At 46.4% G+C, this 26217-nt stretch carries 22 protein-coding genes and 5 tRNA genes; 14 read left to right on the top strand and 13 right to left on the bottom strand.

The genetic code is table 11. The features are described 5' to 3' along the window. Positions 1–99: 99 nt before the first annotated feature. Positions 100–1761 carry a DNA repair protein RecN gene (gene recN / locus FTT73_RS07395; RefSeq protein ID WP_100329416.1) on the bottom strand — a complete coding sequence of 554 codons (1662 nt, stop codon included), beginning with the start codon at positions 1759–1761 and terminating at the stop codon, positions 100–102. A 414-nt stretch (positions 1762–2175) separates the two neighbouring features. Here recN and FTT73_RS07390 point away from each other — a divergent pair, with 414 nt between their 5' ends. The 3 genes from FTT73_RS07390 to FTT73_RS07380 all read left to right on the top strand — a co-directional run bounded on the left by FTT73_RS07390 (position 2176) and on the right by FTT73_RS07380 (position 4315). Continuing rightward, a complete protein-coding gene (locus FTT73_RS07390) occupies positions 2176–2499 on the top strand; it encodes a pyrimidine/purine nucleoside phosphorylase (RefSeq protein ID WP_004281089.1) in 324 nt (107 codons plus the stop codon). A 136-nt stretch (positions 2500–2635) separates the two neighbouring features. Further along, entirely contained in the window at positions 2636–3385 is a 750-nt protein-coding gene (gene rlmB / locus FTT73_RS07385) for a 23S rRNA (guanosine(2251)-2'-O)-methyltransferase RlmB (RefSeq protein ID WP_005168959.1), read from the top strand. A gap of 6 nt (positions 3386–3391) precedes the next feature. After that, positions 3392–4315, top strand: a complete 924-nt coding sequence (locus FTT73_RS07380) for a DMT family transporter (protein ID WP_005094400.1) — start codon at positions 3392–3394, stop codon at positions 4313–4315. Positions 4316–4336: 21 nt separating this feature from the next. On the opposite strand, the gene coaE is transcribed toward FTT73_RS07380, so the two are convergent. Genes coaE through pilB form a run of 4 tightly spaced genes read right to left on the bottom strand, consistent with a single transcriptional unit; the run spans position 4337 to position 8771 of the window. Further along, a complete protein-coding gene (gene coaE / locus FTT73_RS07375) occupies positions 4337–4936 on the bottom strand; it encodes a dephospho-CoA kinase (RefSeq protein WP_074383651.1) in 600 nt (199 codons plus the stop codon). A 1-nt stretch (position 4937) separates the two neighbouring features. Further along, on the bottom strand, positions 4938–5798 hold the full coding sequence (locus FTT73_RS07370) for an A24 family peptidase (protein ID WP_074383650.1): 861 nt from the start codon (positions 5796–5798) through the stop codon (positions 4938–4940). Continuing rightward, positions 5798–7027, bottom strand: a complete 1230-nt coding sequence (locus tag FTT73_RS07365) for a type II secretion system F family protein (protein ID WP_159138537.1) — start codon at positions 7025–7027, stop codon at positions 5798–5800. The genes FTT73_RS07370 and FTT73_RS07365 overlap by 1 nt, the downstream gene beginning before the upstream one ends. Positions 7028–7058: 31 nt before the next feature. Further along, positions 7059–8771, bottom strand: a complete 1713-nt coding sequence (pilB, locus tag FTT73_RS07360; RefSeq protein ID WP_005094394.1) for a type IV-A pilus assembly ATPase PilB — start codon at positions 8769–8771, stop codon at positions 7059–7061. Positions 8772–9048: 277 nt separating this feature from the next. On the opposite strand from pilB, the gene tpiA reads away from it, so the two are divergent. The 11 genes from tpiA (at position 9049) to FTT73_RS07305 (ending at position 16528) form a co-directional block, all read left to right on the top strand. Then, positions 9049–9840: a triose-phosphate isomerase gene (tpiA, locus tag FTT73_RS07355; protein WP_005168944.1), complete on the top strand. Its 792-nt coding sequence runs from the start codon at positions 9049–9051 to the stop codon at positions 9838–9840. Positions 9841–9853: 13 nt separating this feature from the next. After that, the gene (gene secG, locus FTT73_RS07350) at positions 9854–10183 is read left to right on the top strand and encodes a preprotein translocase subunit SecG (RefSeq protein WP_005094388.1); all 330 of its coding nucleotides are present in this window, start codon (positions 9854–9856) and stop codon (positions 10181–10183) included. A gap of 53 nt (positions 10184–10236) precedes the next feature. Beyond that, a tRNA-Leu gene (locus FTT73_RS07345) sits at positions 10237–10321 on the top strand. A 54-nt stretch (positions 10322–10375) separates the two neighbouring features. After that, a tRNA-Met gene (locus FTT73_RS07340) sits at positions 10376–10452 on the top strand. Positions 10453–10532: 80 nt separating this feature from the next. Further along, positions 10533–10609, top strand: a tRNA-Met gene (locus tag FTT73_RS07335). 68 nt (positions 10610–10677) lie between these two features. Then, positions 10678–10754: transfer RNA gene (locus FTT73_RS07330), tRNA-Met, on the top strand. A gap of 304 nt (positions 10755–11058) precedes the next feature. Then, a tRNA-Met gene (locus tag FTT73_RS07325) sits at positions 11059–11135 on the top strand. Positions 11136–11358: 223 nt separating this feature from the next. Further along, positions 11359–11883 carry a ribosome maturation factor RimP gene (gene rimP / locus FTT73_RS07320; protein ID WP_005094386.1) on the top strand — a complete coding sequence of 175 codons (525 nt, stop codon included), beginning with the start codon at positions 11359–11361 and terminating at the stop codon, positions 11881–11883. A gap of 34 nt (positions 11884–11917) precedes the next feature. Beyond that, positions 11918–13402, top strand: coding sequence for a transcription termination factor NusA (gene nusA, locus FTT73_RS07315; RefSeq protein ID WP_005094384.1), 1485 nt, complete (start codon positions 11918–11920; stop codon positions 13400–13402). A gap of 10 nt (positions 13403–13412) precedes the next feature. Next, positions 13413–16124 carry a translation initiation factor IF-2 gene (gene infB, locus FTT73_RS07310; protein WP_005094383.1) on the top strand — a complete coding sequence of 904 codons (2712 nt, stop codon included), beginning with the start codon at positions 13413–13415 and terminating at the stop codon, positions 16122–16124. Continuing rightward, entirely contained in the window at positions 16124–16528 is a 405-nt protein-coding gene (locus FTT73_RS07305; RefSeq protein WP_005094380.1) for a ribosome-binding factor A, read from the top strand. The genes infB and FTT73_RS07305 overlap by 1 nt, the downstream gene beginning before the upstream one ends. A gap of 105 nt (positions 16529–16633) precedes the next feature. On the opposite strand, the gene FTT73_RS07300 is transcribed toward FTT73_RS07305, so the two are convergent. The 8 genes from FTT73_RS07300 to FTT73_RS07265 all read right to left on the bottom strand — a co-directional run bounded on the left by FTT73_RS07300 (position 16634) and on the right by FTT73_RS07265 (position 26206). Then, complete coding sequence (locus FTT73_RS07300) at positions 16634–17038, bottom strand: Na+/H+ antiporter subunit G (RefSeq protein WP_005094378.1); 405 nt, start codon at positions 17036–17038, stop codon at positions 16634–16636. Positions 17039–17048: 10 nt separating this feature from the next. Then, positions 17049–17324 carry a monovalent cation/H+ antiporter subunit F gene (locus FTT73_RS07295; protein ID WP_005094376.1) on the bottom strand — a complete coding sequence of 92 codons (276 nt, stop codon included), beginning with the start codon at positions 17322–17324 and terminating at the stop codon, positions 17049–17051. After that, the gene (locus FTT73_RS07290) at positions 17321–17839 is read right to left on the bottom strand and encodes a Na+/H+ antiporter subunit E (RefSeq protein WP_179999316.1); all 519 of its coding nucleotides are present in this window, start codon (positions 17837–17839) and stop codon (positions 17321–17323) included. The genes FTT73_RS07295 and FTT73_RS07290 overlap by 4 nt, the downstream gene beginning before the upstream one ends. Beyond that, positions 17839–19647: a monovalent cation/H+ antiporter subunit D gene (locus FTT73_RS07285; protein ID WP_159138538.1), complete on the bottom strand. Its 1809-nt coding sequence runs from the start codon at positions 19645–19647 to the stop codon at positions 17839–17841. The genes FTT73_RS07290 and FTT73_RS07285 overlap by 1 nt, the downstream gene beginning before the upstream one ends. Then, positions 19647–20012, bottom strand: a complete 366-nt coding sequence (locus tag FTT73_RS07280; protein WP_005168933.1) for a Na+/H+ antiporter subunit C — start codon at positions 20010–20012, stop codon at positions 19647–19649. The genes FTT73_RS07285 and FTT73_RS07280 overlap by 1 nt, the downstream gene beginning before the upstream one ends. 4 nt (positions 20013–20016) lie before the next feature. Then, the gene (locus tag FTT73_RS07275; RefSeq protein ID WP_180191223.1) at positions 20017–22854 is read right to left on the bottom strand and encodes a monovalent cation/H+ antiporter subunit A; all 2838 of its coding nucleotides are present in this window, start codon (positions 22852–22854) and stop codon (positions 20017–20019) included. A gap of 433 nt (positions 22855–23287) precedes the next feature. Beyond that, positions 23288–24670, bottom strand: a complete 1383-nt coding sequence (locus FTT73_RS07270) for an AAA family ATPase (RefSeq protein WP_180191222.1) — start codon at positions 24668–24670, stop codon at positions 23288–23290. Positions 24671–24703: 33 nt separating this feature from the next. Next, positions 24704–26206 (bottom strand): UvrD-helicase domain-containing protein, encoded by a 1503-nt coding sequence (locus FTT73_RS07265; RefSeq protein WP_034608364.1) that lies wholly within the window; start codon positions 26204–26206, stop codon positions 24704–24706. Positions 26207–26217: the final 11 nt, after the last annotated feature.

Below are 26217 nucleotides of genomic sequence, written 5' to 3'. Positions count from 1 at the left end.
TTAAAATCAATTTCTTTGCAAAGAAATCGTATGATCCTAACCGCTACGTTACTCGAGCTTTATGGATTTACCAACTTTTATTTGTCTGGATTGTGATATTTAAACCTGCTGAAATTTCAACTGACGTAACTGACGGGCATGTTGTAAAGTCGTTTCACTGATTTCAACACCACCGGTCATGCGCGCGAGTTCATCAATACGTGCATCTTCTTGCAAACTCAGAATGGTGCTGCTGGCCGGGTCGGTTTGCTGCTTTTTCACCAGTAAATGCTGGTCAGATTGTGCGGCCACTTGTGCCTGATGGGTAATACACAGAATCTGTACATGCTGGGCCAAACCTGCCAATAAACGCCCGACAATCTCTGCTGTACCGCCACTGATCCCGACATCAATTTCGTCAAAGACCAGTACTTCGGCTTCGGTTTTTTCTGCATTCATGACCTGCATCACCAGTGCAATACGCGACAGCTCACCACCTGATGCCACGCGAGCCAGGGGTTGTGCTGGAATGCCTTTATTGGCAGTAAATAGGAGTTGAATAAAGCTGAGGCCTTCACTCGATGGCTGTTCCAAAGCTTCAAACTTAAACTCGAAATGGGCTTCTGGTAGTGCCAGTTGTTTAACCTGTTCTGTGAGCTGCTTGGCCAGAGGTGCTGCGGCTTCACGGCGAATCTGATCCAGGTGTTGGGCTTTCTCCAGAAAATCCTGATAAGAGACTGCAACCTGTTCAGCCAGTGTTTCTGGGTCTTCCAGTTGATGCAGCTGTTCTAATTCGGTTTGCCAGGTTTCATATTCTGCCTTGAGCAATTCCGGTTGAGTACGATATTTACGAGCCAGACGGTGGAAAACCTCTAAAGTTGAATTCAGTTCTTCCATGCGTTCCGGGTCAAAACTCTGACGATCCATAAACTGACGTAAATTCGCCGCAGCATCTTCAAGTTCGCTTTGTGCATTTAATAAGGAATTATAAATTCCGGAAAGCTGCTCACTACGACCGGCATGCGATTCGACCCGACGCATAATTGATGCGAGTTCCTGGGTCATGTTCTGTTCAGCCTCATCGAGTACATTCAGGCTATAGACACAATCCTGCATGATCGCTTCATGATGGGAAAGCCGGTCAAATTCCTGCTCAATCTCCTGATAATCAGTCTGAACGATGTCTTCCAGTTCTTCCAGTTGCAGCTCAAGGGTTTCGATACGCTGTTTACGGGTGGCTTGTGCATCCAGTGCTGCCTGATGCTGGCGGATATTTTTCTGCCAGGTACTGTAGGCATCCCGTACCGCTTGCGCCGGCGCATAAAAATGATAATAACGATCCAGCCAATGCTTCGGATAAGGGGGTTCGAGTAGTTGTTGCTGACTGTGCTGGCTATAGAGTTGTACCAATAAACGCCCAATTTCTTTTAGTTCGGACAGGCTGCTCGGTCGTCCATTGATCCAGGCTTTGCTGCGACCGGTGGCAAAAATTACCCGGCGTAAATGGATTTCACCTGATTCATCATCCAGCTCATGTTCTTTTAACCACGCGGCTTCAGGACTATGTTCCTGATAGCTAAAGCTTGCAGTCACATCGGCTTTTTCGGAACCATAACGCACATAATTGGTATCGGTTCGCTCACCCAGACAGGCAGACAAGGCATCTAACAAGAGGGATTTACCTGCACCAGTTTCACCGGTTAAAACGTTAAAACCTTTATCAATATCAATAGCAAGGTGCTCAGCTAAAGCAAAATTGATCAGAGTTAAATGTGTCAGCATAAACGCATCCGGGCTGCGAAAAGTTTGAGTGAAATAGCCTGATGTTGGATTGGGGTCACAACACGGCTGTGATTATAAATCAGGATGAATCAATTTCATTCTATCTTAAATTTTAGCGATTCATATATGCTTATTTCACTGTATTTTCGAAAGAAGCTGACTCAAAAGCCGGCAAATTCACTGCTTGTTTTCATAGTTTTGACATTGTCAAAGTTTAAGCTAGAAACCAAATCTGGCGGGCTGAATATACCATCAAGCCAGTAAACAAGCGGCCTGAATACCCCTTTCGCAACAGGCATTCAGGCGAGATAGAATATTTCACCGCTGCCGACAAACTTCGATTGATTAGTTGAGAGTGCACATTTAAACTACAGCAATCAAAATATTACAAAATGCTTTATCTGGAGAAATCGCATGTCAGCTCAGTTTGATCATGTATCTGTACTTAAAAAATCAAATGTATATTTCGGCGGTTTATGTATCAGCCATATTGTTCAATTTGAAGATGGCACCAAAAAGACTTTGGGGGTCATTTTACCATCAGAAAATGCCTTAACCTTTGAAACGCATGTGCCTGAGCGCATGGAAATTGTTTCAGGTGAATGTCGTGTTCAGATCGGAGATAGCGAAGAAAGTGAGCTGTTCCGTGCAGGCCAGTCCTTCTATGTGCCGGGTAATAGCCGTTTTAAAATCGAAACCGATGATGTGCTGGACTATGTCTGCCATTTTGAAGGTTAAGTACAGCGCAAGATCAGTGCAAACCGGGCAAGAAATTTCAGTGCGAATCGGTTAAACTAATCATTCTATAGAAATCCTGTGAAGTCAGCTTTACGGGATTTTTCTTTTATATATAAATTTAATTTAGAGGTCGTTCATGGCAAAACCTGAATATTTTTATGGCGTACATTCAGTGGAGTCATTGTTAGAGCTTGAGCCTGAACGTGTCTTGACATTATTCACTCTCAAAGGACGCGATGATCAGCGTTTAAAACGTGTACTGGAACTGGCTGAGCCGTTTGGCATCAGTGTGCAGCAAGCCAGCCGTGACAAACTGGAAAAATTGGCCGGTCAACCCTTTCATCAGGGTGTCGTAGCAGCCGTTCGTGCTCATCCGGTCTTGAATGAAAAAGATCTTGAGACATTATTGAGCGCAAATCCGCAAGCCTTGTTATTGGCCCTTGATCATATTACCGATCCACACAACCTCGGCGCATGTGTACGTACTGCCGCCGCGATGGGGGTTGAGGCGGTGATTGCACCACGTGATCGTTCTGCAAGCTTGACTCCGACTGCACGTAAAGTGGCTGCTGGTGGTGCTGACAAAGTCAAATTTATTCAGGTGACTAATCTGGCGCGTACCTTGGGGCAAATCAAAGAAGACTTTAATGTGCGAGTCGTTGGTACCATGCTGGATGAAAAAGCGCTGCCGATTCAGGAGTTTGATTTCACCGGTACTGGTGTCTGTGTGGTGATGGGTGCGGAAGATACCGGTCTACGTCCAATTACACAAAGCCAATGCGATCAGACGGTGTATATCCCGATGGCGGGTAATCTACAAAGCCTGAATGTCAGTGTTGCAACAGGTATGGCACTGTATGAAGCTTGCCGCCAGCGTAACCTGTAATTGATGATGGCATTGTCAGATCGTACACAAGGTTATGTCTTTCTACTGACGACTATGTGTATCTGGGGCGGTTTTACTTTAACCGCCCGTCTGAATGCGCTTTGGAACATCAGTGCCTGGGATATCGTGGCTCTGCGGTTTTCTCTGGCTTTTCTGATTCTGATGCCGATCTTGCTCTATCGCAAGGAGGCGGCTTTTTTACTGAAAAAAGAACCCTTTATTCTGGCCATGATTGGCGGAGTAATTTACTGTCTGTTTGCCTATAGCGCCTTTCATTATGCGCCTACCGCCCATGCCGCGATTTTCTTGAATGGCTGTATTCCGATTTGTACTGCAATCATGGCTTTTTTCCTGATGGGGCAGGCTTTTGATAAGCATACCTGGGCCAGCCTGATTATTATGATTGCGGTGCTCTGTATCATGAGTCTGTTGATGTATCAGGAAACCGGGGTGGCATTCGGGGCAGGGGATGGGCTGTTTTTTATCAGTGCAATACTCTGGGCAATTTTTACCGTGTTATTGCGGAAATATCAGTTAACTGCATGGCAGGCAATGAGCGGTGTCGCGATCTGGTCAGCAGTGGTTTACGTACCTGTTTATCTGCTGTTTTTACCCAAAAATTTGAGTGTGCCAGAACCCCAGCATTTATTGTTTCAAACCATCTTTCATGGGGTTTTTGTGGTAATTATTGCCACTTTAAGCTATGTCGAAGCAATCAAGCGTCTCGGTGCATTTAAAGCCGGTAGCATTACCAATCTTGCACCATTTATTGCTGCGATTCTGGCGGTGCCTTTATTAAATGAAGCGCTGAGCCTGGCGATGATCTGTGGCTTGGTGGGGATGGCAATTGGGGCCTTACAGCCTTGGCGCTGGATTGGCCGTAAAGATAGTTTAGAAGCACAACTTGCAGCACAGAAAAAGCAGTCTTAATCGGACTGCTTTTTTTATACCTCAGGCAGCTGCCATGTTTAAATATTTTTCATGCAATGGGCGGAGATGGGCATAAAGATGATCCAGATGACCATCATTCAGCACAATATCATCAGCCATGGCCTGTTTCTGTTCACGTGACATTTGTGCGGCAATAATGTTTCGGATTTGCTCAATATTTTGACCATCACGTTGTGAGGCACGTTCAATTTGCAATTCGATTGTGGCATCAATCAGTAAGCGATGCTGAGTGAGCTCATGTTGATTGGTCTCAAACAGGAGCGGTGAAACCAGAATGGCATAGGAACTTTGCGCAGCATCTAACTGCTGAATAATCGAAGTGCGAATTGCTGGATGAGTAATATTTTCCAGGGTTTTACGTGCTTCAGGAGACTGGAAAATATATTCGCGCAAGGCACGACGATTCAGTGAACCATCTTCAAGCAGTACCCAATCCCCAAAAGCCTGCTGAATCTGGGCGAGTGCAGGCTGGCCAATCTCGACCACTTCACGCGCCACCACATCGGCATCCACAACGACAATGCCTTGTGCTTCAAACCATTGACTGGCCGCAGACTTGCCACTACCAATCCCGCCGGTTAATCCGAGTATAAATTTCACTTTATTGACCTAAATACACTTTCATAATCTGCTCGCCCCACAGAAAAGCAATCCAGCCGGCAATCGCGATATAGGGACCAAAGGCAAAAGGCTGATTTTCCTTACGGACTTTCAGCAGGATAATCCCGATAATCGCACCCACTAAAGAAGAAAGGAGCACAATTAATGGTAATAGCAAAGGCCCCATCCAGGCACCCAAGGCGGCAAGCAATTTAAAATCGCCATAGCCCATACCTTCCTTGCCAGTGACAATTTTAAAGACATAATACACCACCCACAAACACAGGAAGCCAATGATATAGCCCCAGATGGCAGAACTCGGTGAGGTATAGAGGGCATAACTATTGACGCCCAGACCCAGCGCGGCCAGGGGTAGGGTATAACGGTCCGGCAATAACTGGGTGTCAAAATCAATAAAGGTCAGTGCAATTAAGACATAAGTCAGAATCAGGCCAAATAACATCTGGACAGTCGGACCAAAAACAGCCACCACCATCAGCGCACAGGCCGCGGTCAGAAGCTCAATAAATGGATAGCGGATACTGATGGGATTTTGACAGTTGCCGCACTTGCCGCGTAAGACCAGCCAGCTGATGACGGGAATATTCTGGTACCAGCGGATTGGCTGATGACATTTGGGGCAAGTCGAATCGGGTTTGCTTAAACTTAATTTGGTCTCATCAATAATTGGCTGTTCCGGATGCAGGAACATTTGGCAATCGGTACGCCATTCCTGCTCCATCATCTTGGGAGTGCGATAAATCACCACATTTAAGAAACTACCAATGCAGAGACTAAAAAGCCCAACTGCGCTATACAGCGCTGTTGGGTTTTGAATGAAATATTGAATAAGATCTTGCATTAAACCACAGAACCCATTTGGAAGATTGGAAGGTACATGGCAATCACCAGACCACCGACAAGTACACCGAGAACAGCCATGATCAAGGGCTCCATCATGGAAGTGAGACCGTCTACGGCATTGTCGACTTCATTTTCATAATGGGTAGCAACTTTATCCAGCATGGCATCTAACGCACCGGATTCCTCACCAATGGCGACCATTTGCACGGCCATAGATGGAAACTTGTTGGTCACCCGCATGGCAAACTGTAATTGCTGACCAGTGGCAACATCTTCGCGGATTTTCATGACGGCATCTTCATACACCACGTTATTGGTTGCGCCAGCAGTGGATTCCAGTGCATCAATCAAGGGTACACCGGCTGCAAAAGTGGTGGCCAAGGTACGGCTATAACGGGCAATAATCGCTTTATACACCAGATCACCGAAAATCGGTGCTTTAAGTGCTGCTTTATCCAGAAAGTCGCGGAATTTTTTACTGCGTTTTTTTGCTTCCAGAAAAGCCGTAATGATGGCCCCAATGGCAATAATGAGCAGGAACCAATATTTTTGCATCCATTCCGACATATTGACCACCATTTTGGTAAAAGCCGGTAAGTCAGCACCAAATGAAGAGAATAAATCCTGGAAAACCGGGACCACTTTTACCATTAGAATAATCGTGACAATCAGCGCGACCACGACCACCGCAGCCGGGTACTTCATGGCTTTTTTAATTTTTTGCTTGAGCAGTTCACTTTTTTCCTTGTAGATCGCGACCCGATCCAGCATGGTTTCTAGCGCACCGGATTGTTCACCCGATTCGACCAGTGAACAAAATAGTTTATCGAAGTATTGCGGGTATTTACGCAGTGCACCGGCAAAGGTATTACCACCTTCCACCTCACCTTTAATCCCCAGAACGACTTCACGCATGGCTGGATTCTCCAGACCCTCTGCAACAATTTCAAAGCCTTGTACTAAAGGTACGCCGGCTTTCATCATGGTCGCGAGCTGTCGGGTGAAAATCGTAATATCCAGTGTGCTGACACGTTTTTTCATTAAGCCTTCGAGAATGTTTTTTTTCTTTTCCCGAATGGTCTTGATACTGATGCCCTGTTTTCTGAGCGTCACTTTGGCCAGTGCCATGTTGCGCGCCGGCAATTCCCCCTTGATCTTTACCCCTTTACGATCAATTCCTTCATAGCTGAAGATCGGCATCATCTGGCCTTTCTTTACTGCTGCCATACCTTTATCCTTATTTTAGATCAGCGCACGATCATTCGCTGGTGACACGATTGACTTCCTGTAAAGAAGTCACCCCCTGCATCACCTTGATTAAACCTGATCGGCGTAAATTGTTAAAACCTGCACGGGCAGAAGCATCGGCAATTTCAAGTGCATTGCCATCTTCCATAATAATTCTAGAAATTTCAGGCGTCACTTTCATGACTTCATAAACACCTACACGACCCTTATAGCCTTCGCGACACTCATTGCAACCCACCGGCTCATAGATCTGGAACTCTGGTTGCTGGAGATCTGCTTCGGTAAAGCCCATTTCCAATAAACTCTGCTGTGGAATGTCGGCAGGTTTTTTACATTGTGAACACAGGCGACGTGCCAGTCGTTGTGCAATGACCAGATTCACTGAAGTGGCAATATTAAAAGACGGCACGCCCATATTGCGCAAACGGGTCAGGGTCTCAGGCGCACTGTTGGTATGCAGCGTTGACATCACCATATGACCGGTCTGTGCCGCTTTAATGGCAATCTCGGCAGTTTCCAGATCCCGGATCTCACCGACCATCACGATATCTGGATCTTGACGTAAGAATGACTTCAAGGCAGCAGAGAAGGTCAGGCCGACTTTATTGTTGACGTTGACCTGGTTAATCCCTTGCAGGTTGATCTCGACTGGATCTTCCGCTGTGGAAATATTGGTATCTTCACGATTCAGGATATTCAAACCGGTATAAAGTGAAACCGTTTTACCAGAACCCGTTGGCCCGGTAATCAGCAGCATGCCTTGCGGTTTATCCAGCGCCTGCATAAACAGTTCTTTTTGTTCCGGTTCATACCCCAGTGCATCGATCCCCAGCATCGCGCTAGATGGATCTAAAATACGCAGTACCAGTTTTTCGCCAAACAGGGTCGGTAGTGAGTTGACACGGAAATCAATGGCTTTGTTCTTTGAGAGTTTCAGCTTGATACGGCCATCCTGAGGAACACGTTTTTCAGAAATGTCCATTTGCGACATGACTTTTAAGCGTGAAGACAGGCGGGTTGCCAACTGCAGCGGCGGTGTTGCAATTTGGCGTAATACCCCATCGACCCGATAACGAACCCGGTAGATTTTTTCATAAGGTTCAAAATGCAGATCCGAAGCACCCATACGAATCGCATCGATTAATAATTTATTGATATATTTGACAATCGGTGCTTCTTCTTCACCTTTGTCTTTTTCATCTTCTTCTTTACTCGGATCAGATGAATCGAAATCTACATCCAGATCAAAGTCTTCATCAAACTCAAAAGTGCTTTCTTCGGTAAAATTCTGCTCGATCAGTTTTTCCAGTTTATTGTGTTCAACAATAATGGTTTCAATATTGAGCTTGGTTGAAAAGCGAACGGCATCAATCGCTTCAATATTGGTCGGATTACTGATGGCAATATATAAAATACTGGAATTTTTAAAAATTGGCAGGATGCGATGCTTGGTAATCAGCTTCTCATCAATGATATCCCGCAAAATTTGCGCAGGATCATAGGCACTGATATCAAACAGCGGCTCACCAAATTCGACTGAAATCGTTTCAGCAATAACGGTTGGGGAGAGCTGTTGCTGGTTAATCAGCTCCGCCACAATATCTATTTTTTCTTGCTTGGCATGTGCCAAAGCACTGCGCATATCTTCAGCCGAGATGACGCCTTCCTCGACCAAACGACGAATAAATCCGGTAAATCTTGGCGACCCCTGTAATGCTGTCATGCTATAAATGCCTATAAATCAAATTTTTTTAATTGCTATATTAAAATTATACGTTTGTTACGTAAAAATACCATAGCTAAGAGTGCTGCTACCTTCCTCATATCCAGTAAAACTTTGAACTGGTTAGAAGAAGTTCCCATTTTTTTAAGTGATAACAAAAAACAACCATTTTGAATAGTCTAAACCTAGAATAAGTGATAAGAAAACTATTCTTTAAATTTTCCAATTCCGTGTAGAATGTGCCCAATTCGAAATATGTAAATAAAATAGGTTAATTATGTCAGTTTCGACGATTACCCCTTGGGTAATAGGTAACTGGAAAATGAATCCGCTGCAGGCAGATGCATTAACACTGGTACACGGTATTAAAAATTTACTGGAAACTGCACCAATCGCCGCAGATAAATGTCATATCGGTGTAGCCCCGATTGCCCTTGCCCTGACCCAGATTCGGACGGAACTGTCATCTGCGACTCGTCCTGTTTACACTGTAGCACAAGATGTTTCACGTATTTCAGGAACGGGGGCTTATACCGGTGAAGTGAGCGCTGAATTATTGCAAGACAGCCAGATTCATTATGTACTGATTGGTCATTCCGAGCGTCGTGAAGTTTTCGCAGAAAACGCAGAAGTTCTGAATGCCAAAATCAAGTATGCATTAACTGCCGGTTTAACGGTGATTTACTGTGTGGGCGAAAGCCTGGAACAACGTGAAGCAGGGCAGGCGGAAGCGGTCGTATTGCAACAGATTTGTGATATTGCAGCGGTAGTGGACGCTGAGCAATGGAAAAATATCGTGATTGCTTATGAACCGATCTGGGCAATTGGTACCGGTAAAACCGCCTCTCCTGAAGATGCGCAAGCCATGCATGCACAAATCCGTCAAGGTTTGAGCCAGATCACCGGCTATGGTGCAACTATGGCGATTTTATATGGTGGTAGTGTCAAGCCGGAAAATGCAGTAGAGTTAGCAGCCTGCCCGGATATCAATGGAGCACTGGTCGGTGGTGCATCACTCAATGCTGAGTCGTTCCATAAAATTGCTCACGCATTTGCAAATACACAATAATTAGGAGTTCAGCATGCAAACTTTTGTGCTGGTAGTACATATTATCTTAGCTGTTTTGATGATTGTCTTGATTTTGGTTCAGCATGGTAAAGGTGCAGATGCTGGTGCCTCTTTCGGTGGCGGTGGTGCGGCGACAGTATTTGGAGCATCGGGTTCCGGCAATTTTATGACCCGTTTGACTGCCATTTTAACGGCGCTATTTTTTGTGACCAGTTTGACTCTGGCTGTTTTGGCCAAGAAAGACAGCACAAATGCCTATAGTTTGGGAACGGTTCAATCTGCGCCGACCATGCCTGTGCAATCGAATGAAACTTCACCAACCGCACCAGAAACGACCGAATAGTTTTAATTAGTCCTTTCTTTTTTCCAGTGATGCGACTAGAATGCGTCACAGCTGCGGTGGTGGTGGAATTGGTAGACACGCTACCTTGAGGTGGTAGTGCTTTCGGGCGTGGGGGTTCAAGTCCCCCCTTCCGCACCAACTTATAATCCAGAAATTTAAGTTGGTGTATGCAGCTGAAAAAACTTCTGTTGATGCGGGATGGAGCAGTCTGGTAGCTCGTCGGGCTCATAACCCGAAGGTCGTTGGTTCAAATCCAGCTCCCGCTACCAATCAATCCTTTTTAAAGACGCAAACTTTTAAGAGGCAGTTTAATAAGTTATTAAGCTGAGAAATATAATTTGCATGTTGTTGCGGGATGGAGCAGTCTGGTAGCTCGTCGGGCTCATAACCCGAAGGTCGTTGGTTCAAATCCAGCTCCCGCTACCAATCTTTTAAAGATGCAAACTTTAAAAGCAGTTTAAGTTTTTTTAAGCTGAATGTTATTTGTACGCTGATGCGGGATGGAGCAGTCTGGTAGCTCGTCGGGCTCATAACCCGAAGGTCGTTGGTTCAAATCCAGCTCCCGCTACCATTTAAATAGTTTGGTAAACGTTATTTATAGATTTAGTTGATTGCTTGTCGGGCTCAACTCTCTATAATCTAGCGAAGGTCGTTGGTTCAAATCCAGCTCCCGCTACCATTTAAATGGTTTGGTAAACGTTATTTATAGATTTAGTTGATTGCTTGTCGGGCTCAACTCTCTATAAACTGGCGAAGGTTGTTGGTTTACATCCAGCACCCACTACCATTTTTTCAGTCACAAATGACAAATATGCAGAATGATGCAGTTTTGATTGAAAAGCTCTCATCTTTTGTATATAATTTTTGCACGTTGATGCGGGATGGAGCAGTCTGGTAGCTCGTCGGGCTCATAACCCGAAGGTCGTTGGTTCAAATCCAGCTCCCGCTACCAAGTTTCTAAAAAGAGGCTCACAACAAGGTGGGCCTTTTTGCACAGTGGGATTTGAAAAAAAATCGCTATTGTGCTTAATTGGGGCGATTTACGCCCTTTTTTATTGGCTATCGTGTAGTGTCGACATTATTTGGTCACTTCTCCATGTTTCACTACTACTATAGTTTGTATTGGTTTGTAGTGGTCAAATAGATCATAAAATCGCACCAGATGACGAGAGTAAATGAAGCTATCAAATAAAACTCAAGCACTTCAGGACTTGATTGCACCGGCAGTTGAAGCCTGTAATGTAAACCTTTGGGGGATTGAGTTCCTGCCACAGGGTAAACGTTCGTTATTACGTATCTACATCGACAAACCGGTCGATGCAAGCGCTGAACCGGCCGTTAATGAAGACGGTGAAGAGGAACAGGGGCGTGGTATTGGTGTTCAGGATTGTGTGCGTGTAACGCAGCAAGTCGGCGCCATGCTGGATGTTCATGATCCGATCTCGGGTGAATATTCACTTGAAGTGTCTTCTCCAGGCTGGGATCGTCCATTCTTCCAGCTCGAACAGATGTCAGGCTATATTGGTCATAGCGTAGCATTACGTCTGATTAGTGCAGTAGATAACCGTCGTAAATTCCAGGCCAAACTGGTTGCAGTCGACCTAGACAATGAAATGATTCAAGTTGAAGTAGAAAAGCAACAGGTATTGGAGATCGACAGTCACAATATCGATAAAGCAAATTTGGTCTTCCAAGATTAATTGAATAAATAAAAATTTAACGAATAGGTGACGTATGGCACGTGAAATTCTGACCGTCGTTGAAACGGTTAGTAACGAAAAGGGTGTACCTCGTGAAGCAATTTTCGAAGCGCTTGAGCAAGCTTTAGTTGCGGCGACCAAGAAAAAATTCTACGAAGGAACTCGCTCTGAAGAAGCACGTTTACGTGTGGAAATTGATCGCAAAACAGGTGACTACCGTACTTTTCGTCAGTGGGAAGTAGTCGCTGACGAAGATCATGAAATGCCAGCGTGTCAGGATGCGATTTCTGATCTTGATCCTGCACAATGGTCAATTGGTGATATTCGTGAACTCGAAGTAGAATCGATTGATTTCGGTCGTATTGCAGCACAAATTGCCAAGCAAGTGATTGTACAGAAGATCCGTGAAGCAGAACGCGCACTTGTGGCCGATGCTTACGAATCTAAAGTCGGCGAGCTGATCTATGGTGAAGTGAAGAAACAAACCAAAGATGGTTTTATCATTGACTTGGGTGATAATGCTGAAGCATACCTTGCACGTGAAGAAATGATTCCGAAAGAAATTCTTCGTCCGAAGCAACGTATGAATGCGATTCTGTTCAATGTGAACCGTGAAGGTCGTGGTGCGCAACTCCAGTTGTCACGTGCCAAGCCGGATATGCTGATCGCATTGATGAAGAAAGAGATCCCTGAGATTTCTGAAGAAATTATTGAAATTAAAGCAGCAGCTCGTCAACCAGGCGTGCGTGCTAAAATTGCAGTAAAAACAAATGATCACCGTATTGATCCGGTTGGTGCATGTATTGGTATGCGTGGTACACGTATCCAGGCTGTTCAACAAGAATTGAACGGTGAGCGTATCGATGTCGTGGTATGGTCTGACGACCCTGCCCAGTACATCGCCAGCGCACTGGAACCAGCAGATGTATCGAGTATTGTCATCGATGAAGATGCCCGTACTGCAGACATCATTTTTGCAACGAGTGATCAATTGGCTCGTGCGATTGGTTCACAAGGTCAGAACGTTCGTCTGGCATCAGAATTGACTGGCTACAAGCTGGACATGATGCTGGAAGAGGAATACTACGCCCGTCAACAAAACGAAGCGCAACAGTATCTGGACATGTTTGTAACACGTCTGGATATCGCGGAAGATTTGGCGATGGCACTGGTAGAAATGGGCTTCACCTCGCTTGAAGAAATTGCTTATGTCCCTGCAGAAACGTTTGATGAAATCGAACTTGATGCTGAACTGGTTGAATTATTGCAAAGCCGTGCGAAAGAAATTGCACTTGCTGATGCATTACAACAGCAAGAGAATATACAAGCGCCAAGTGAAGAACTTGTTGCAATGGAAGGCATGACAGCAGAGATCGCGCAAGCTCTAGCAGCTCGTGGTGTGGTAACAGTTGACGATTTGGCAGATCAGGCGACCGACGATATCGAAGATATTGAAGGTTTGGGTGCTGAGAAAGCCGGTCAACTCATTATGAAAGCGCGCGAATCATGGTTTAACTAGGAGGTAGTATATGACGGACAAGTCGATTAAAGAGTTAGCCCTCAGCGTGGGTCGTCCAGTTGAGAAGCTCCTAGAGCAGGTTCGTGAGGCAGGTTTACCACAGCGTAAAGCTGACGATATTATTACCACCGAACAACAAGATAGCTTGATGAGCCATGTGAAGAAATCACAAGGTTCAGAAAGCCAAGCAGGGCAAATCACGTTGAAACGTAAAACAACCAGTACTGCAAAAGTTGCGAGTACTTCAGGTAAGGCGAAAACGATTAATGTAGAAGTTCGCAAGAAGCATACATTTGTTAAGCCTGATCCAGAACAGATCAAAGCAGAAGCATTGGCGAAAGCCAAGGCTGAACAACAGGCCAAAGCTGCGCCTGAGCAGAATACAGCACAAGCTGCTTCTTCTGCTGAAGCTCCGAAAACTGGCGTAAATAACGCGAGTAAAGCTCTAGAAGCGATGCGTGCTGCTGCAAAACAAACCAGCGACAAGCAAGAAGTTTCTAAAGCGGCAGTCGTGGTAAAACGCAAATCGACCAACAAGCCGATTGTAAAACAGGTTGTTAAACAAACTGAAACGGCTGAACAGAAAAAAGCACGTGAAGCTCAGGCAGCGCAATTAAAAGCGACTGAAGAAGCAGCACGTCGTAAAGCGGCTGAAGAAGCGCAGCAACGTACGCTTGAACAAATGCGTCAGATGGCGTCTAAGTACACCGCTGAAGATACAACAGCAACGATTCGTGTCGTAGATGATTCTCCGCTTGCTGCCGGTCTGGTAGGTCAGGCATATGAAGACTCATTTGCCAAAGAAGACCGCGAGATCAAACGTGGTACCAATACCCCAGCTGCACGTGCACCGAAAAAAGGTGGACGTCGTGGTCAGGAAGAACAGAGCTTCAGCAAACAGCCTAAACGCGGTTTGAAAACCAGCCAGGGCAATAAGCACGGCTTCGAAAAACCTGTGAAGAAACAGGTTTACGATGTTGAAATTGGTGAAACCATTGTTGTGGCTGACCTGGCTGCGAAAATGGCGATCAAGGTTCGTGAAGTTATTAAATCTCTCATGAAAATGGGTGAGCTGGTTACTCAGAACCAAGCCATTGATCAGGAAATTGCAGCGTTAATCGTAGAAGAAATGGGTCATAACCCGGTATTGGTTTCTGATACGCAAGCTGAAGATAACCTGCTTGAAGCGGCTGAAGAAGCACGTGGTGCACAAACAACGCGCGCACCAGTGGTTACCATCATGGGCCATGTTGACCATGGTAAAACATCGCTTCTTGACCGTATCCGCCGTGCCAAAGTGGCGCAAGGCGAAGCAGGCGGTATTACCCAGCATATCGGTGCTTACCACGTTACAACCGACAAAGGTATTATTACCTTCCTTGATACTCCGGGACACGCAGCGTTTACTGCAATGCGTTCACGTGGTGCCAAAGCAACGGATATCGTGGTACTGGTTGTTGCAGCAGATGATGGTGTTATGCCACAAACTGCAGAAGCAATCGACCATGCACGTGCTGCAGGTACACCAATCATTGTTGCAATCAACAAGATGGATAAAGAATCTGCTGATCCAGATCGCGTATTGAACGAATTGACCACCAAACAGATCGTACCTGAACAATGGGGCGGTGATGTACCGGTTGCCATGGTTTCGGCGCATTCTGGTCAAGGTATCGATGAACTTCTAGACCTGATTTCGATCCAGGCTGAATTGCTTGAATTGAAAGCATCGGAAGAAGGTGCTGCACAAGGTGTGGTGATTGAAGCACGTGTAGACAACAGCCGTGGTGCGGTCACGTCTATTCTGGTTCAAAACGGTACCTTGAAAGTGGGTGACCTGGTTCTTGCTGGTTCATCTTATGGTCGCGTTCGTGCAATGACCGATGAAAATGGTCAGCGTATCAAATCTGCAGGTCCTTCAATTCCAGTGGAAATTTTGGGTCTTCCAGAAGCGCCAATGGCAGGTGACGAAGTTCTTGTTGTTAGCGATGAGAAAAAAGCACGTGAAGTTGCCGATGCACGTATGGATCGTGAACGTCAAAAACGTCTTGAGCGTCAATCTGCAATGCGTCTTGAAAACATCATGGCGTCTATGGGCAAGAAAGATGTGCCTATCGTGAACGTGGTGCTGAAAACTGACGTACGCGGTACACTGGAAGCCTTGCATGTTGCACTTGCTGAACTTGCAACGGATGAAGTGAAAGTACGTATTATTGGTTCGGGCGTTGGTGCAATCACCGAGTCTGACGTAACACTGGCTGAATCTTCAGAAGCAGTTCTACTTGGCTTTAACGTTCGTGCGGACAACACTGCGCGTCAAAAAGCCGATGCAGACAGCATCGACATTCGTTACTACTCAATTATCTATCAATTGATTGATGATGTGAAAGCAGCAATGAGCGGTAAGCTGGCACCTGAACATCGTGAAACGATTCTGGGTGTTGCACAAGTACGTGAAGTATTCCACTCAAGTAAATTCGGTGCGGCTGCGGGCTGTATGGTTCTTGAAGGCGTATTGCATCGTAACAAACCGATTCGCGTACTCCGTGATGACGTGGTGGTATTCCAGGGCGAGCTTGAATCTCTTCGTCGCTATAAAGAAGTGGTTGAAGAAGTTCGTGCCGGTATGGAATGTGGTCTTGCGGTGAAAGGTTATAAAGACATCAAAGCACTGGATAAGATCGAAGTGTACGATGTTCAACTGATTAAACGGAGTCTTTAATGGCGGGTAGTCAACGTCTGAAGCGTATGGCGGATACAGTACAACGCGAGTTGTCAGAACTGATCCGTCAGGAGCTGAAAGATCCACGCTTAGGTGGTCTGGTGACCATCTCTGCCGTGAAGGTGAGCCCGGACTTGGGATATGCGGAAGTTTATGTCACTGTTATGGGACGTGAGCTGGGCGATGAACAAAGTGAAGCGGCGAATAAAGAAACTTTAGAGGTGTTAAACAAAGCCTCTGGTTTCCTGCGTCACGAACTGAGCCGTCGTATCAAAACCCGTATTACACCTCGTCTACGTTTCCATTACGACAAGACCAATGCCTATGGTAACTATATGTTTGGTCTAATTGCTGAAGCTGTGAAGGATTTACCTGAAGCTGAAGCAAAAAAAGATGATGAATAAGTCTTAGGACAATAAAAAAGCCACCTTCGGGTGGCTTTTTTATAGCTGGCTTTATTGAAACTTTAAACATTAGAAGTGAATCGACCTATCTAAAAATAGTCCAAATCAAGTGAGATCATCATTTTTATGATTCATTTTTTTCTCATAAAAAGCACGGCGACGTGAACGTTGCCAAGGCAGGGGACGCTCCAGTGTTTCTGGAACCTCACCACTTAGCGAGCGTAAACGTAAATGCAATGCTGCCTGCGCCATCAGATTGGCCGATACGGGTGCAGTGATAAAAGCAAACAGGGTAATCAGCACTTCAGCAAAACCGAAACGGCCGTACATGGCAGAAAAAATAATCGCGGCAATCAGAAAACTGCCCAAGCCCAAGGTACTGGATTTGGTTGGTGCATGCAGCCGCATAAACAGATCGGGCAGGCGCACCATCCCGATCCCACCGACCAGCATGAAGAAAGCACCAATCAATAAAAAAATCGAAACTAGTATTTCTAAAATTAACGGCATTTAAAAACTCCTAGTCGATGACATGGCCAGTGGTGAAATAACGCGCCAAAGCTGCTGTAGAGACAAAGCCGAGCATCGCCACCAGTAAGGCCTCTTCAAACAGAAAAGTGCTACTCCAGTAAATTCCCAAAATGACAATCAGACAGGTGGCATTCAGGAACAGGGTATCGAGTGCCAAGAGGCGGTCAACGATAGAAGGGCCGGTAATGAGTCGGATCAGGCAGAGTAACATCGAGACAGTGACTGCACCCAGGCAAATCATTAATGCATAAGGCAGAATCGTCATATTTTTTCTCCTGTCTGTACGCTGAAAATTTTAAGCAAGGGCTGTTCATAACGTTGTTTGATCAGCTCGATTTCAGCTGCTTCATCATCCGTGCTTAAAGCATGCACCAGAATATCACCACGATCCTGATCAATACCGGCAGTGACTGTGCCCGGTGTGGTGGTAATAATCATGGCCAGTAAGGTGTTGACTTCTTCATGCTCGGTTTCCAGAGGCACACGGAACCATTTGGGATGTAGGTTTTTGGTCGGACCCAAGACCAGTTTTGCAACTTTAAGATTGGCCACCACAATGTCCCAGACCACGACAAAGAACAGACGCAGCGCAGGCCGCCACTGGATATTCGGGGTATAGTCAATAAACGGCGCGACCATTTTGGGAATGACAATCGCCAGAAGCAGGGCCACCAGCAAGGTTCCGGCTTCTGTGCTATGTGACAGTAAAGTCCAGCTGAGTCCCACGATTACAGAAACCAACGGGTGCGGGAACCAACGTTGCAGGAATGATTCAGCCATTAAGGTCCCTCCGCCGGTTTAAGTTGATTATCATCATGTTGGGTTTGTTCAATATGCTGCTGGTCAATCTGACGTTGTTTGAATTCAGAAATATTTTCACCTTCTAAAGTGGCTTCTGAAATCATATAAGGAATCAGATGTGCATTTGGATCCACCACCTCGCCACCATATTTGGTTTCTGGCAAATAACTTGGATCAAAGGGTTGCACACTAATAAATTGACCTTCTGCATCACGTTTTAACAGGGCAGCTTCATAGACCGGATTGTTTTTAATCTGTTCTGCCGTCTGATAGTTATATTGATAGATCGGTCCAGCAAATACAACATAAGCTGTTAAGCCGGCAAGTAGCAAATAGATCGTGTGATCATTACGTGCAGGTGCCTTACTGGGTAAAGCTTCATATTTGTGGAAATCGTCAGAATTCAAATCATCTTCAGGTTTGGTCGAGCGCCAGAACAGCATAAAGCCGACTCGAGTAAAAGCCAGAATACTGAGGAAACTCACCAGCAGAATGGTCAGGATAATGATCATCTGATGCTCTGAATTGGCAGAAGCCTGCAAAATAAAGACTTTGCCAAAGAAGCCGCTGAACGGTGGCAAACCGGCCATCATCAAGGCAATGATGAAATAGACAATCGAAACCAGCTTATTCTGTTTCATCAGCGGCGCGATTTTAAAATGATCTTTAAACTCACCGCGCTGTGAGGTAATCCAGCCAGACAAGATATAAAATGCCGCAGCAATCAGGGTACTGTGCACCATATAATACAGGGCGCCGGCCCAGGCTGCAGTCGTATTCATACCAATGGCCACCAGAATCGTGCCGACTGAAGACAGCACCATAAAGCCGACAAAACGGCGCAGGCGTTCTGTACCAATCGCACAAATGACACCATAAACTGAAGTAATCAGACCAATCACCAGTAGACAGTTCATTAGAATCTGATGGCTATACTCATCATCAAAAACAGTTCCATTGATTCGCAAAATCGCATAGATCCCGACTTTGGTCATGATGGTAAAGAGTGCGGCAACAGGGGTGGTGGCTACGGCATAGGTTTTGGGTAACCAGAAGCCCACCGGCAGCATTGCCGCCTTAATCCCGAAGACCACGAATAGCATGAGTCCACCGGCAACGGCCAGTTTATGCTGATCTGCTGCCAAGGTAGGCATTAAGCGCGCCACATCGGCCATGTTCAGACTGCCGACACTGCCATAAATCATGCCGAGTCCAATCAGGAACAGCGCAGAAGCCAGCAGGTTAATGGTGACGTAATGAATTCCCAGCTGGAAACGCGCCTTGCCCTGTCCATGCAATAGCAGCACATAGGACGCCATCAGCAAGATTTCAAAGAATACGAACAGGTTGAATAAGTCACCAGTCAGGAAGGCGCCGGTCAGGCCCATCAGCAGGAAATGCACCATGGTATGGAAATAACGGCCACGGGTATCCCATTCTTTACTGGCATACCAGACCACCGGTACTGCCAGGGCATAGGTCAACACCAGCATCATGGCAGAGAGTTGATCCAGCACCAGCACGATCCCAAAAGGTGCCGCCCATTCGCCCAGTGTATATACACTGACTTGACCCTGACTGCTGTCAATTAAATAACTGACCGCAATGATCAGACCCAAGATACCCGAGATATGGCTGATACCACGACGCCAAGGCTGACGCCAGTCTGTGGTCAGGGAGCCAGAACCCGGATTGCCTAAAAGTACCAGACTAAAAGCGGTAATGGCCGGTAAAAGAATACTGAAAATTGGCGTATGTTGAGACCAGAAGTGAAGAAGATCAGTCATTAAGGCTCATCCTCACGTGGGTCAATCTGAGGTGTTTCTTCTTTTGAATCAACGTGGTCTGTTCCTGATTCATAACGGCTACGCAGTGCCAGCTGAACAATAAAGGCAGTGGTGGCAAAGCCAATCACGATGGCGGTCAGCACCAGTGCCTGCGGAAGGGGATCGGTGACTCTGGAGGCCTCGGTCAATACGGCAGGCGAATTCATCTGGATCCGCCCCATGGCAAATAAAAACAGGTTGACCGCATAACCAATCATGGCCAAGCCCAGCACCACCGGAAAAGTACGCGCACGCAGAATCAGATAGATTCCAGTGGCGGCGAGTAGACCAATGGCGGAGGCTAATAAAAATTCTAAACTCATCATTCTATTATCCTCTTGGTACTGGGCCAGTCATACTGGAGTGACGTGAATCGCCCAGGACAGAAATCATCAGCATGGTCGCACCGACTACAGTGACATAGACACCGACATCAAACAGCGCCGCCGAAGCCAGATGCATTTCTCCAATCACGGGTGGCGAGACATAAATATGCGCACTGGTCAGGAATGGGCGTGACCAGAACCAGGCTGCAACCCCGGTCAAACCGGCAATGGTTAAACCCACGCCAATCCAGATTTCATACAAACGACCAGATTTGGCACCCAGCAACTGTTCAGTTTTATCCTGTCCCACCGCAATATATTGAATAATTAAGGCCAGTGAGGTGACTAATCCTGCAATGAATCCACCGCCCGGCAGGTTATGGCCACGCATAAAGATATACAGGCTGACTACCAGAGCTACAGGTAAAATCCATGATGCCGTGATACGTAACATCAAGGGGGAGGGATTAAATCGATAGGTCAAACCTTGGGTCATGGTGGTGCCATGCGCACGCATGCCATCCATAAGGCTAAGCACACCAATCGCGGCAATCCCGAGTACAGTAATTTCGCCGAAGGTATCGAAACCACGGAAGTCGACCAGAATCACATTGACCACATTGGTGCCGCCGCCGAGTGGAATTGACTGCTGCAGGAAGAACCATGAAATAGAATTATGATCACGGGTCATGATCAGCCAGGCGATGGTGGCAATACCGAGACCGCCGCCCAGCGCAATGATCGCATCACGCCAGCGCTGGGTTGGACTGGATTCATAAGGGGTTAGCTGCGGTAGCAGAGATAAACTCATCAATAGCAAGACGGTGGTTACCACATCGACCGTAATTTGGGTCAATGCCAGGTCAGGTGCCGAGAAGCCAATAAAGACCATGGTCACCACCAGACCCACTGCACCACTGATCAGTACCGCTTTAATCCGTTCATGATGGAACCATAGCAGCATCCAGCAGGCAGAGAACAGCAACATCCACAAGACAATGGCTAGGGCAGGGGCATGGGTCAGCTCACGCGTACCGCTACCGATACCATTGGATAGCAATGGGAAACCAACCAGACCGATGGTAAAGATCACAATCCATAATAAATAGCTTTGTAATTTGCCAGTTTCAGTGGCACGGCGGAAACGACGTGAATTTAACAGCAGATTTTTCAGGAATAGGTCAAACAGGATCCGACCCTGTAAGCGGCCCAGTTTTGGATCCAGATCAATTTCACGTAAGGCACCACCTTTAGCCAGAGAAAAGTAAAATACTGCACCACCGGCCAAAGCAATCACACTCATTAATAATGGCAGATTAAACCCATGCCAGAGGGCCAGATGCGTACCTTCAAAAGCAAAATTTTGAGTCGTTGCCTGCGTGGTACTATTCACGATTTTTTCGACCAAAAGTGCGGGCAATAGACCCACTAAAATACATAAAAATGCCAGTAAAGTGGCGGGTGCACGCATGCCAAATGGTGGCTCATGCGCATTTTTATTCGGGACTTGCTTGCCCAGTGGGCCGTCGAAAAATACCCCATGCACCAGACGAATCGAATAAGTGACTGCAAAAATTCCGGCCAATGTTGCCACAATGGCTGAACCGACCAGCACTGGCCCGCTTAAATTGGCCACCAGCTCAGTAAAGAACATCTCTTTGGAGAGGAAACCATTGGTCAATGGAACACCGGCCATAGAGGCCGCAGTGATCATGGTCAGCGTTGCAGTAAAGGGCAGCAGTTGCCACAGACCGGAAAGCTTACGTAAATCACGGGTGCCAGATTCATGATCGATAATACCGGCAATCATAAACAGGGCCGCTTTAAAGGTCGCGTGGTTAATAATATGGAAAATTGCTGCTGCGACTGCCAGTGGAGAACCAATCCCGAGCAGACACATGATCAGACCCAGATGACTGATGGTTGAATAGGCCAACAGACCTTTCAGATCTTCCTTAAAAATGGCAAAAAAGGCGGCCATGCACAGGGTAAACAGACCGACAAAGGTCACAATATTATGAAACAGTGCCGCACCCGCAAAAATCGGGAGTAAACGTGCGACCAGAAACAGGCCGGCTTTGACCATGGTGGCCGAGTGTAAATAGGCAGAGACCGGTGTCGGTGCTGCCATGGCATTGGGTAACCAGAAATGGAAGGGAAACTGCGCACTCTTGGTAAAGGCACCGAGTAAAATCAGCAACAAAGTGGGAACAAATAGCGCATGTGACTGGATCTGTTCAGTCATCGTCAGGATTTGATCAATCTGATAAGTGCCGGTAATTTGACCCAGCAGGATGAAGCCACCAAGCATGGCCAAGCCACCCATGCCGGTAATGGTCAAGGCCATACGTGAGCCGCGCTGTGCGGCTTCGTAATTGCTCCAATAGCCCACCAGTAAAAATGATGAAATACTGGTAAGTTCCCAGAAAACCAGCAGGATCAGCAAGTTATTCGACAATGAAATTCCGAGCATGGCTGCCATAAACAGCATCAGCAAGAAATAAAGTTTGCTCAGCGAATTTTTAGGATTGAGATAATAATAGGCATAAATATAGATCAGGGTGCCTATGCCACTGATCAGCAAGGCAAACAGCAGGGCCAGAGAATCCAGACGGAAACTGAAATCGATCCCGAGCTGGGGCAGCCAGGACCAGGTCTGAATGATCACGGCACCATCAAAGATGGCAGGCGCCTGACTCAATAATAATAAGAAACTGCTGAGGCTGACACCAATTGCCCCTAAAGCCGTTACCCCGCGCGAAAATTGCTTCAGCCACGAGACAAGGGTTGTGCCTAATACTAACGGTAACAATATAATAATCGGCAGCACACTCGTATCCATTGTCGTGATTTAGGTTGTGACCAACCTAGGGTGAATCTTCATCTTTCAAGGACTACAGGATTACAAGGAGCAACCCAAACTTCTCAATCTTGAAAGCCAAAAGAATATAAAAACAGTTGTATTGCGCAACTTATAAACGATAGCAAATTCCGATTTTACAATGAAATTCGCAAATAAAACCGATCATATTACAGGATAACAACAACATCAACGTTTTTATGTCGAACTTATAAATTATACGTGAGCAGGCTTTTGGCGTGGGGTGGATGCTTAAACAGATCATCCAGAAGTGACCGAAAATTAAGATTAAATTGCAAGCATTGATTGTAAATATGACTAAATGCAGTTTTACAATTGCAAAAAGACAGCACTAAAATGGTCTGGATAAATCTCGATATTCATCGAAACGATCATTACTGTTTTTCAACGTTACTTAGAGCGATTGCGGTAGCGTCGGCTGATCCTGAGCAAGTAAACGTAACAATTCCTGCTGCTGTTCAGGATTCAACTGTTGCTGAATCCGCTGTAATACAGCAAGCGGTGTAGTCGGTTCGGTGACGGTTTCTATTAGCGCTTCTTCGGCAGGAATTGCGTCTGGATCAGTATGTAGACCCATTTCGGCATAGATCTGATCAAACTGGATTTTCATGCTTTCAAGATGAATTGGATGCAACTGTTTATTTTCGAGTCTTAAGCACTGAAAGGCCTGTGCATGTTCCAGTAACTCAGGTCGGTTGCCGGTGGCAATAATTTGCAAGTTAGGAAATGCCTGATGCAGACGTGGCAGAATCTCTGCTGCCAGATCCTGATCCAGCTGATGATCAATGGCATCAATCAACAACACTCCTGTACCTTCCTGACATGGAAATAAACTGTTCGGGTTGAGCAGACAAAGACGCCGTACAATATCGCCCACCAGTGCAATCCAGGTGCGGATGCTATTGGGAAGTTGCTGAAAAGTAAAACTCTTGTCCTGATAGGTCAGCATCAGTTGCAGCTTGGGCTGGTATTTTAACTCAATCTGGCTGATGTCAGGCAGTACCTGCGACAGGGCGTTTTTTAAGGCCGTTAAATGCGGGGTATGCAGCTGTGCTTGCGCTTTTTCAATCTGCCGCGCCAGTTCATCTCCCCGAATATCTTCAGGCTGCTGCAAGGCACGCGCTAAAATCTGATCCATGATCTTGGCGCTTTGCGCATTTTCAATATCACTGACTTCACGCAACCATTCAAAGAAACGGGCAAAGGTCGTAAACGGAATCGCGCCAATGTCGTAAGCATACGCTGTATGGAAAATGGCCGGATTGTTTTTGCTGATCAGATTGACGTCATTGACAAAGCGGTCGGTAGGATAATAGGCAATTAGCGGCAAGCCGAGCAGAGGATCATTGAGTCGGGCTTTCTGATAAAGCCCAAGCATGCTGTCCAGTTGCGCGGTTTCTGCTTTGCTAAAGCCGAGTCCCTGACTATTTAAAGTCTTATAGACTTGCCAGGAACAGCTCTGTTGCTGTGCAGCTTCAGTCTGGCTGGATTCTGTAAGCGCTGAAACCTCTTCGGGAAAGCCAACCCGGATATCAATTTTGGATTGCAGCCGGTGTTGCATGATGTCCTGATCAGGCATCACCAGACCGGCAGCCCGGCTATCGCGATAACGCGCTGCAAACCAGGTCAGCGCCTGATAAGCACAGCGTAACAAAGTGGTTTTGCCAGTACCCTGATTGCCCAAAATTAAGGTAAGCGGATATTGTGAATGATCAAGCTGAAGCTGAATCTCTGGAAAATGCAGGGTGTGTTTCAGTTGAAGCGCTTCGATGTGCATAGGTCACCTGTACCATGATTTTACATCCATACCTTAACCGACGGCTTGACGAAGCGACTGCGGCATCTTGATCTTCAGTTGTTGAATCAGGTCATAAATGTGATGAATATTTAAGCTTACTTTAGCACGTGTACAGGCCACGTAAAGTAAACGTAGCTCTTCATCACTAATTTTATGATCTTTTTCATTCAGCTTAAACTGATAGTCATCTTCAATATGCACCCGTTCCCACTCCAGACCTTTGGCCTTATGTGCAGTGGAAATAATATAGTCCGCCTGTCCAATCGGGGTGATTTTGGCCAAGGCTTTTTTCAATGGATCGGTGCCATGTTCATCGACTAGTTTAACCAGCGGTTTGATATCGCTACCTTCATTGGTTTCACAGTATTCATGCACATCATGCCAGGAATTAAACCAAGCCAATTCCGGCACATCGACCACACGTTTGCCCTGTTTCAACATGGCAGCCGCATCGACAAAACGATTCAGTTTGACATGATCGGCTTGCAGACTGACTTTATCACCACGCACCAGTCCGGCAAGTAACAGTTCCATGGCCCGGGCATTGGTCCGGCATAAAATTGCATCCCGCATTTTGGTATGCGGTTTATTCACGACTTTAGAATCTAACAACGGATTGCCAAGCAAAGGCACGGTTTCATTCAGTGCACCTAAAATGGCATTGGCATTTAACGCGATTTCAGGGCCAAAACGAAACGATGTGGTCAGGCGTGATTCGGGTAAAGGCAGTTGCTGCATGGCATTCACCGCACCGCGCCAAGCATAAATCTGCTGATGCGCATCACCGACATAAATCACCTGAGTATTCCGCTGTTTCAGCAAAATTCCGAGCATGAGTGGGTCGGCATCCTGCGCTTCATCAAACAGCACATAATCGGCCGGAATATTCGGTTCAGACAGCGCCCAGAGTTTCAGGTAAATATCATGGCCAATCCCGGCCTGATGATTGGGATCGATTGATTCTAGCCAGCGCCGTTCTACGGCCGGATAAAGTTTCTTTTGCAGGATCTCAATATCATCTGGATGTAACCAGCTCGGTGCCTGAATATGCCGCGGAGCAGGGTATTGTGAACTGGTCGAACAGAAATAGCCAACCGCATTGGCGACTAAACTCGCCAGACGCGAAGGCATCAAGACATATTTTTCATAACGCCCACCCATCATACGGCGCATGGTCATCGGTTCCAGACGGTATTCTTTGGCAATAAAGCTTGGACTTAAACGGGGCAGACGCAGCTTGTCGGTGATTCCACGTGGAACACTGCGAAATGCCAGCGAGTGAAAAGTGCGGCAATCTACGCCACGATGAAATTTGGCTTGCGCTTCACTGGCAATGGCTTTGTTGAAAGCCAGATACATGCCACGCCGTTCAGGCATGGCATCACTGATCATTTGTAGTGTGGTGGTTTTACCTGTGCCGGCATAGGCAATCACTTTAAAGGAATTACCCAGACGGGCATTATCGATGGCAGTGGCCTGCTCATAAGTGGCCTTGGGTTTTTGCAGATCAGACACAGGCATATTCA

Origin of the sequence: Acinetobacter sp. YH01006, assembly GCF_013420445.1 — a bacterium.
In the GTDB taxonomy this organism is placed as follows: Bacteria; Pseudomonadota; Gammaproteobacteria; order Pseudomonadales; family Moraxellaceae; genus Acinetobacter; species Acinetobacter pseudolwoffii.
The sequence above is the reverse complement of the archived record's forward strand: the minus strand, read 5'-3'. Positions and strand labels throughout refer to the sequence as shown.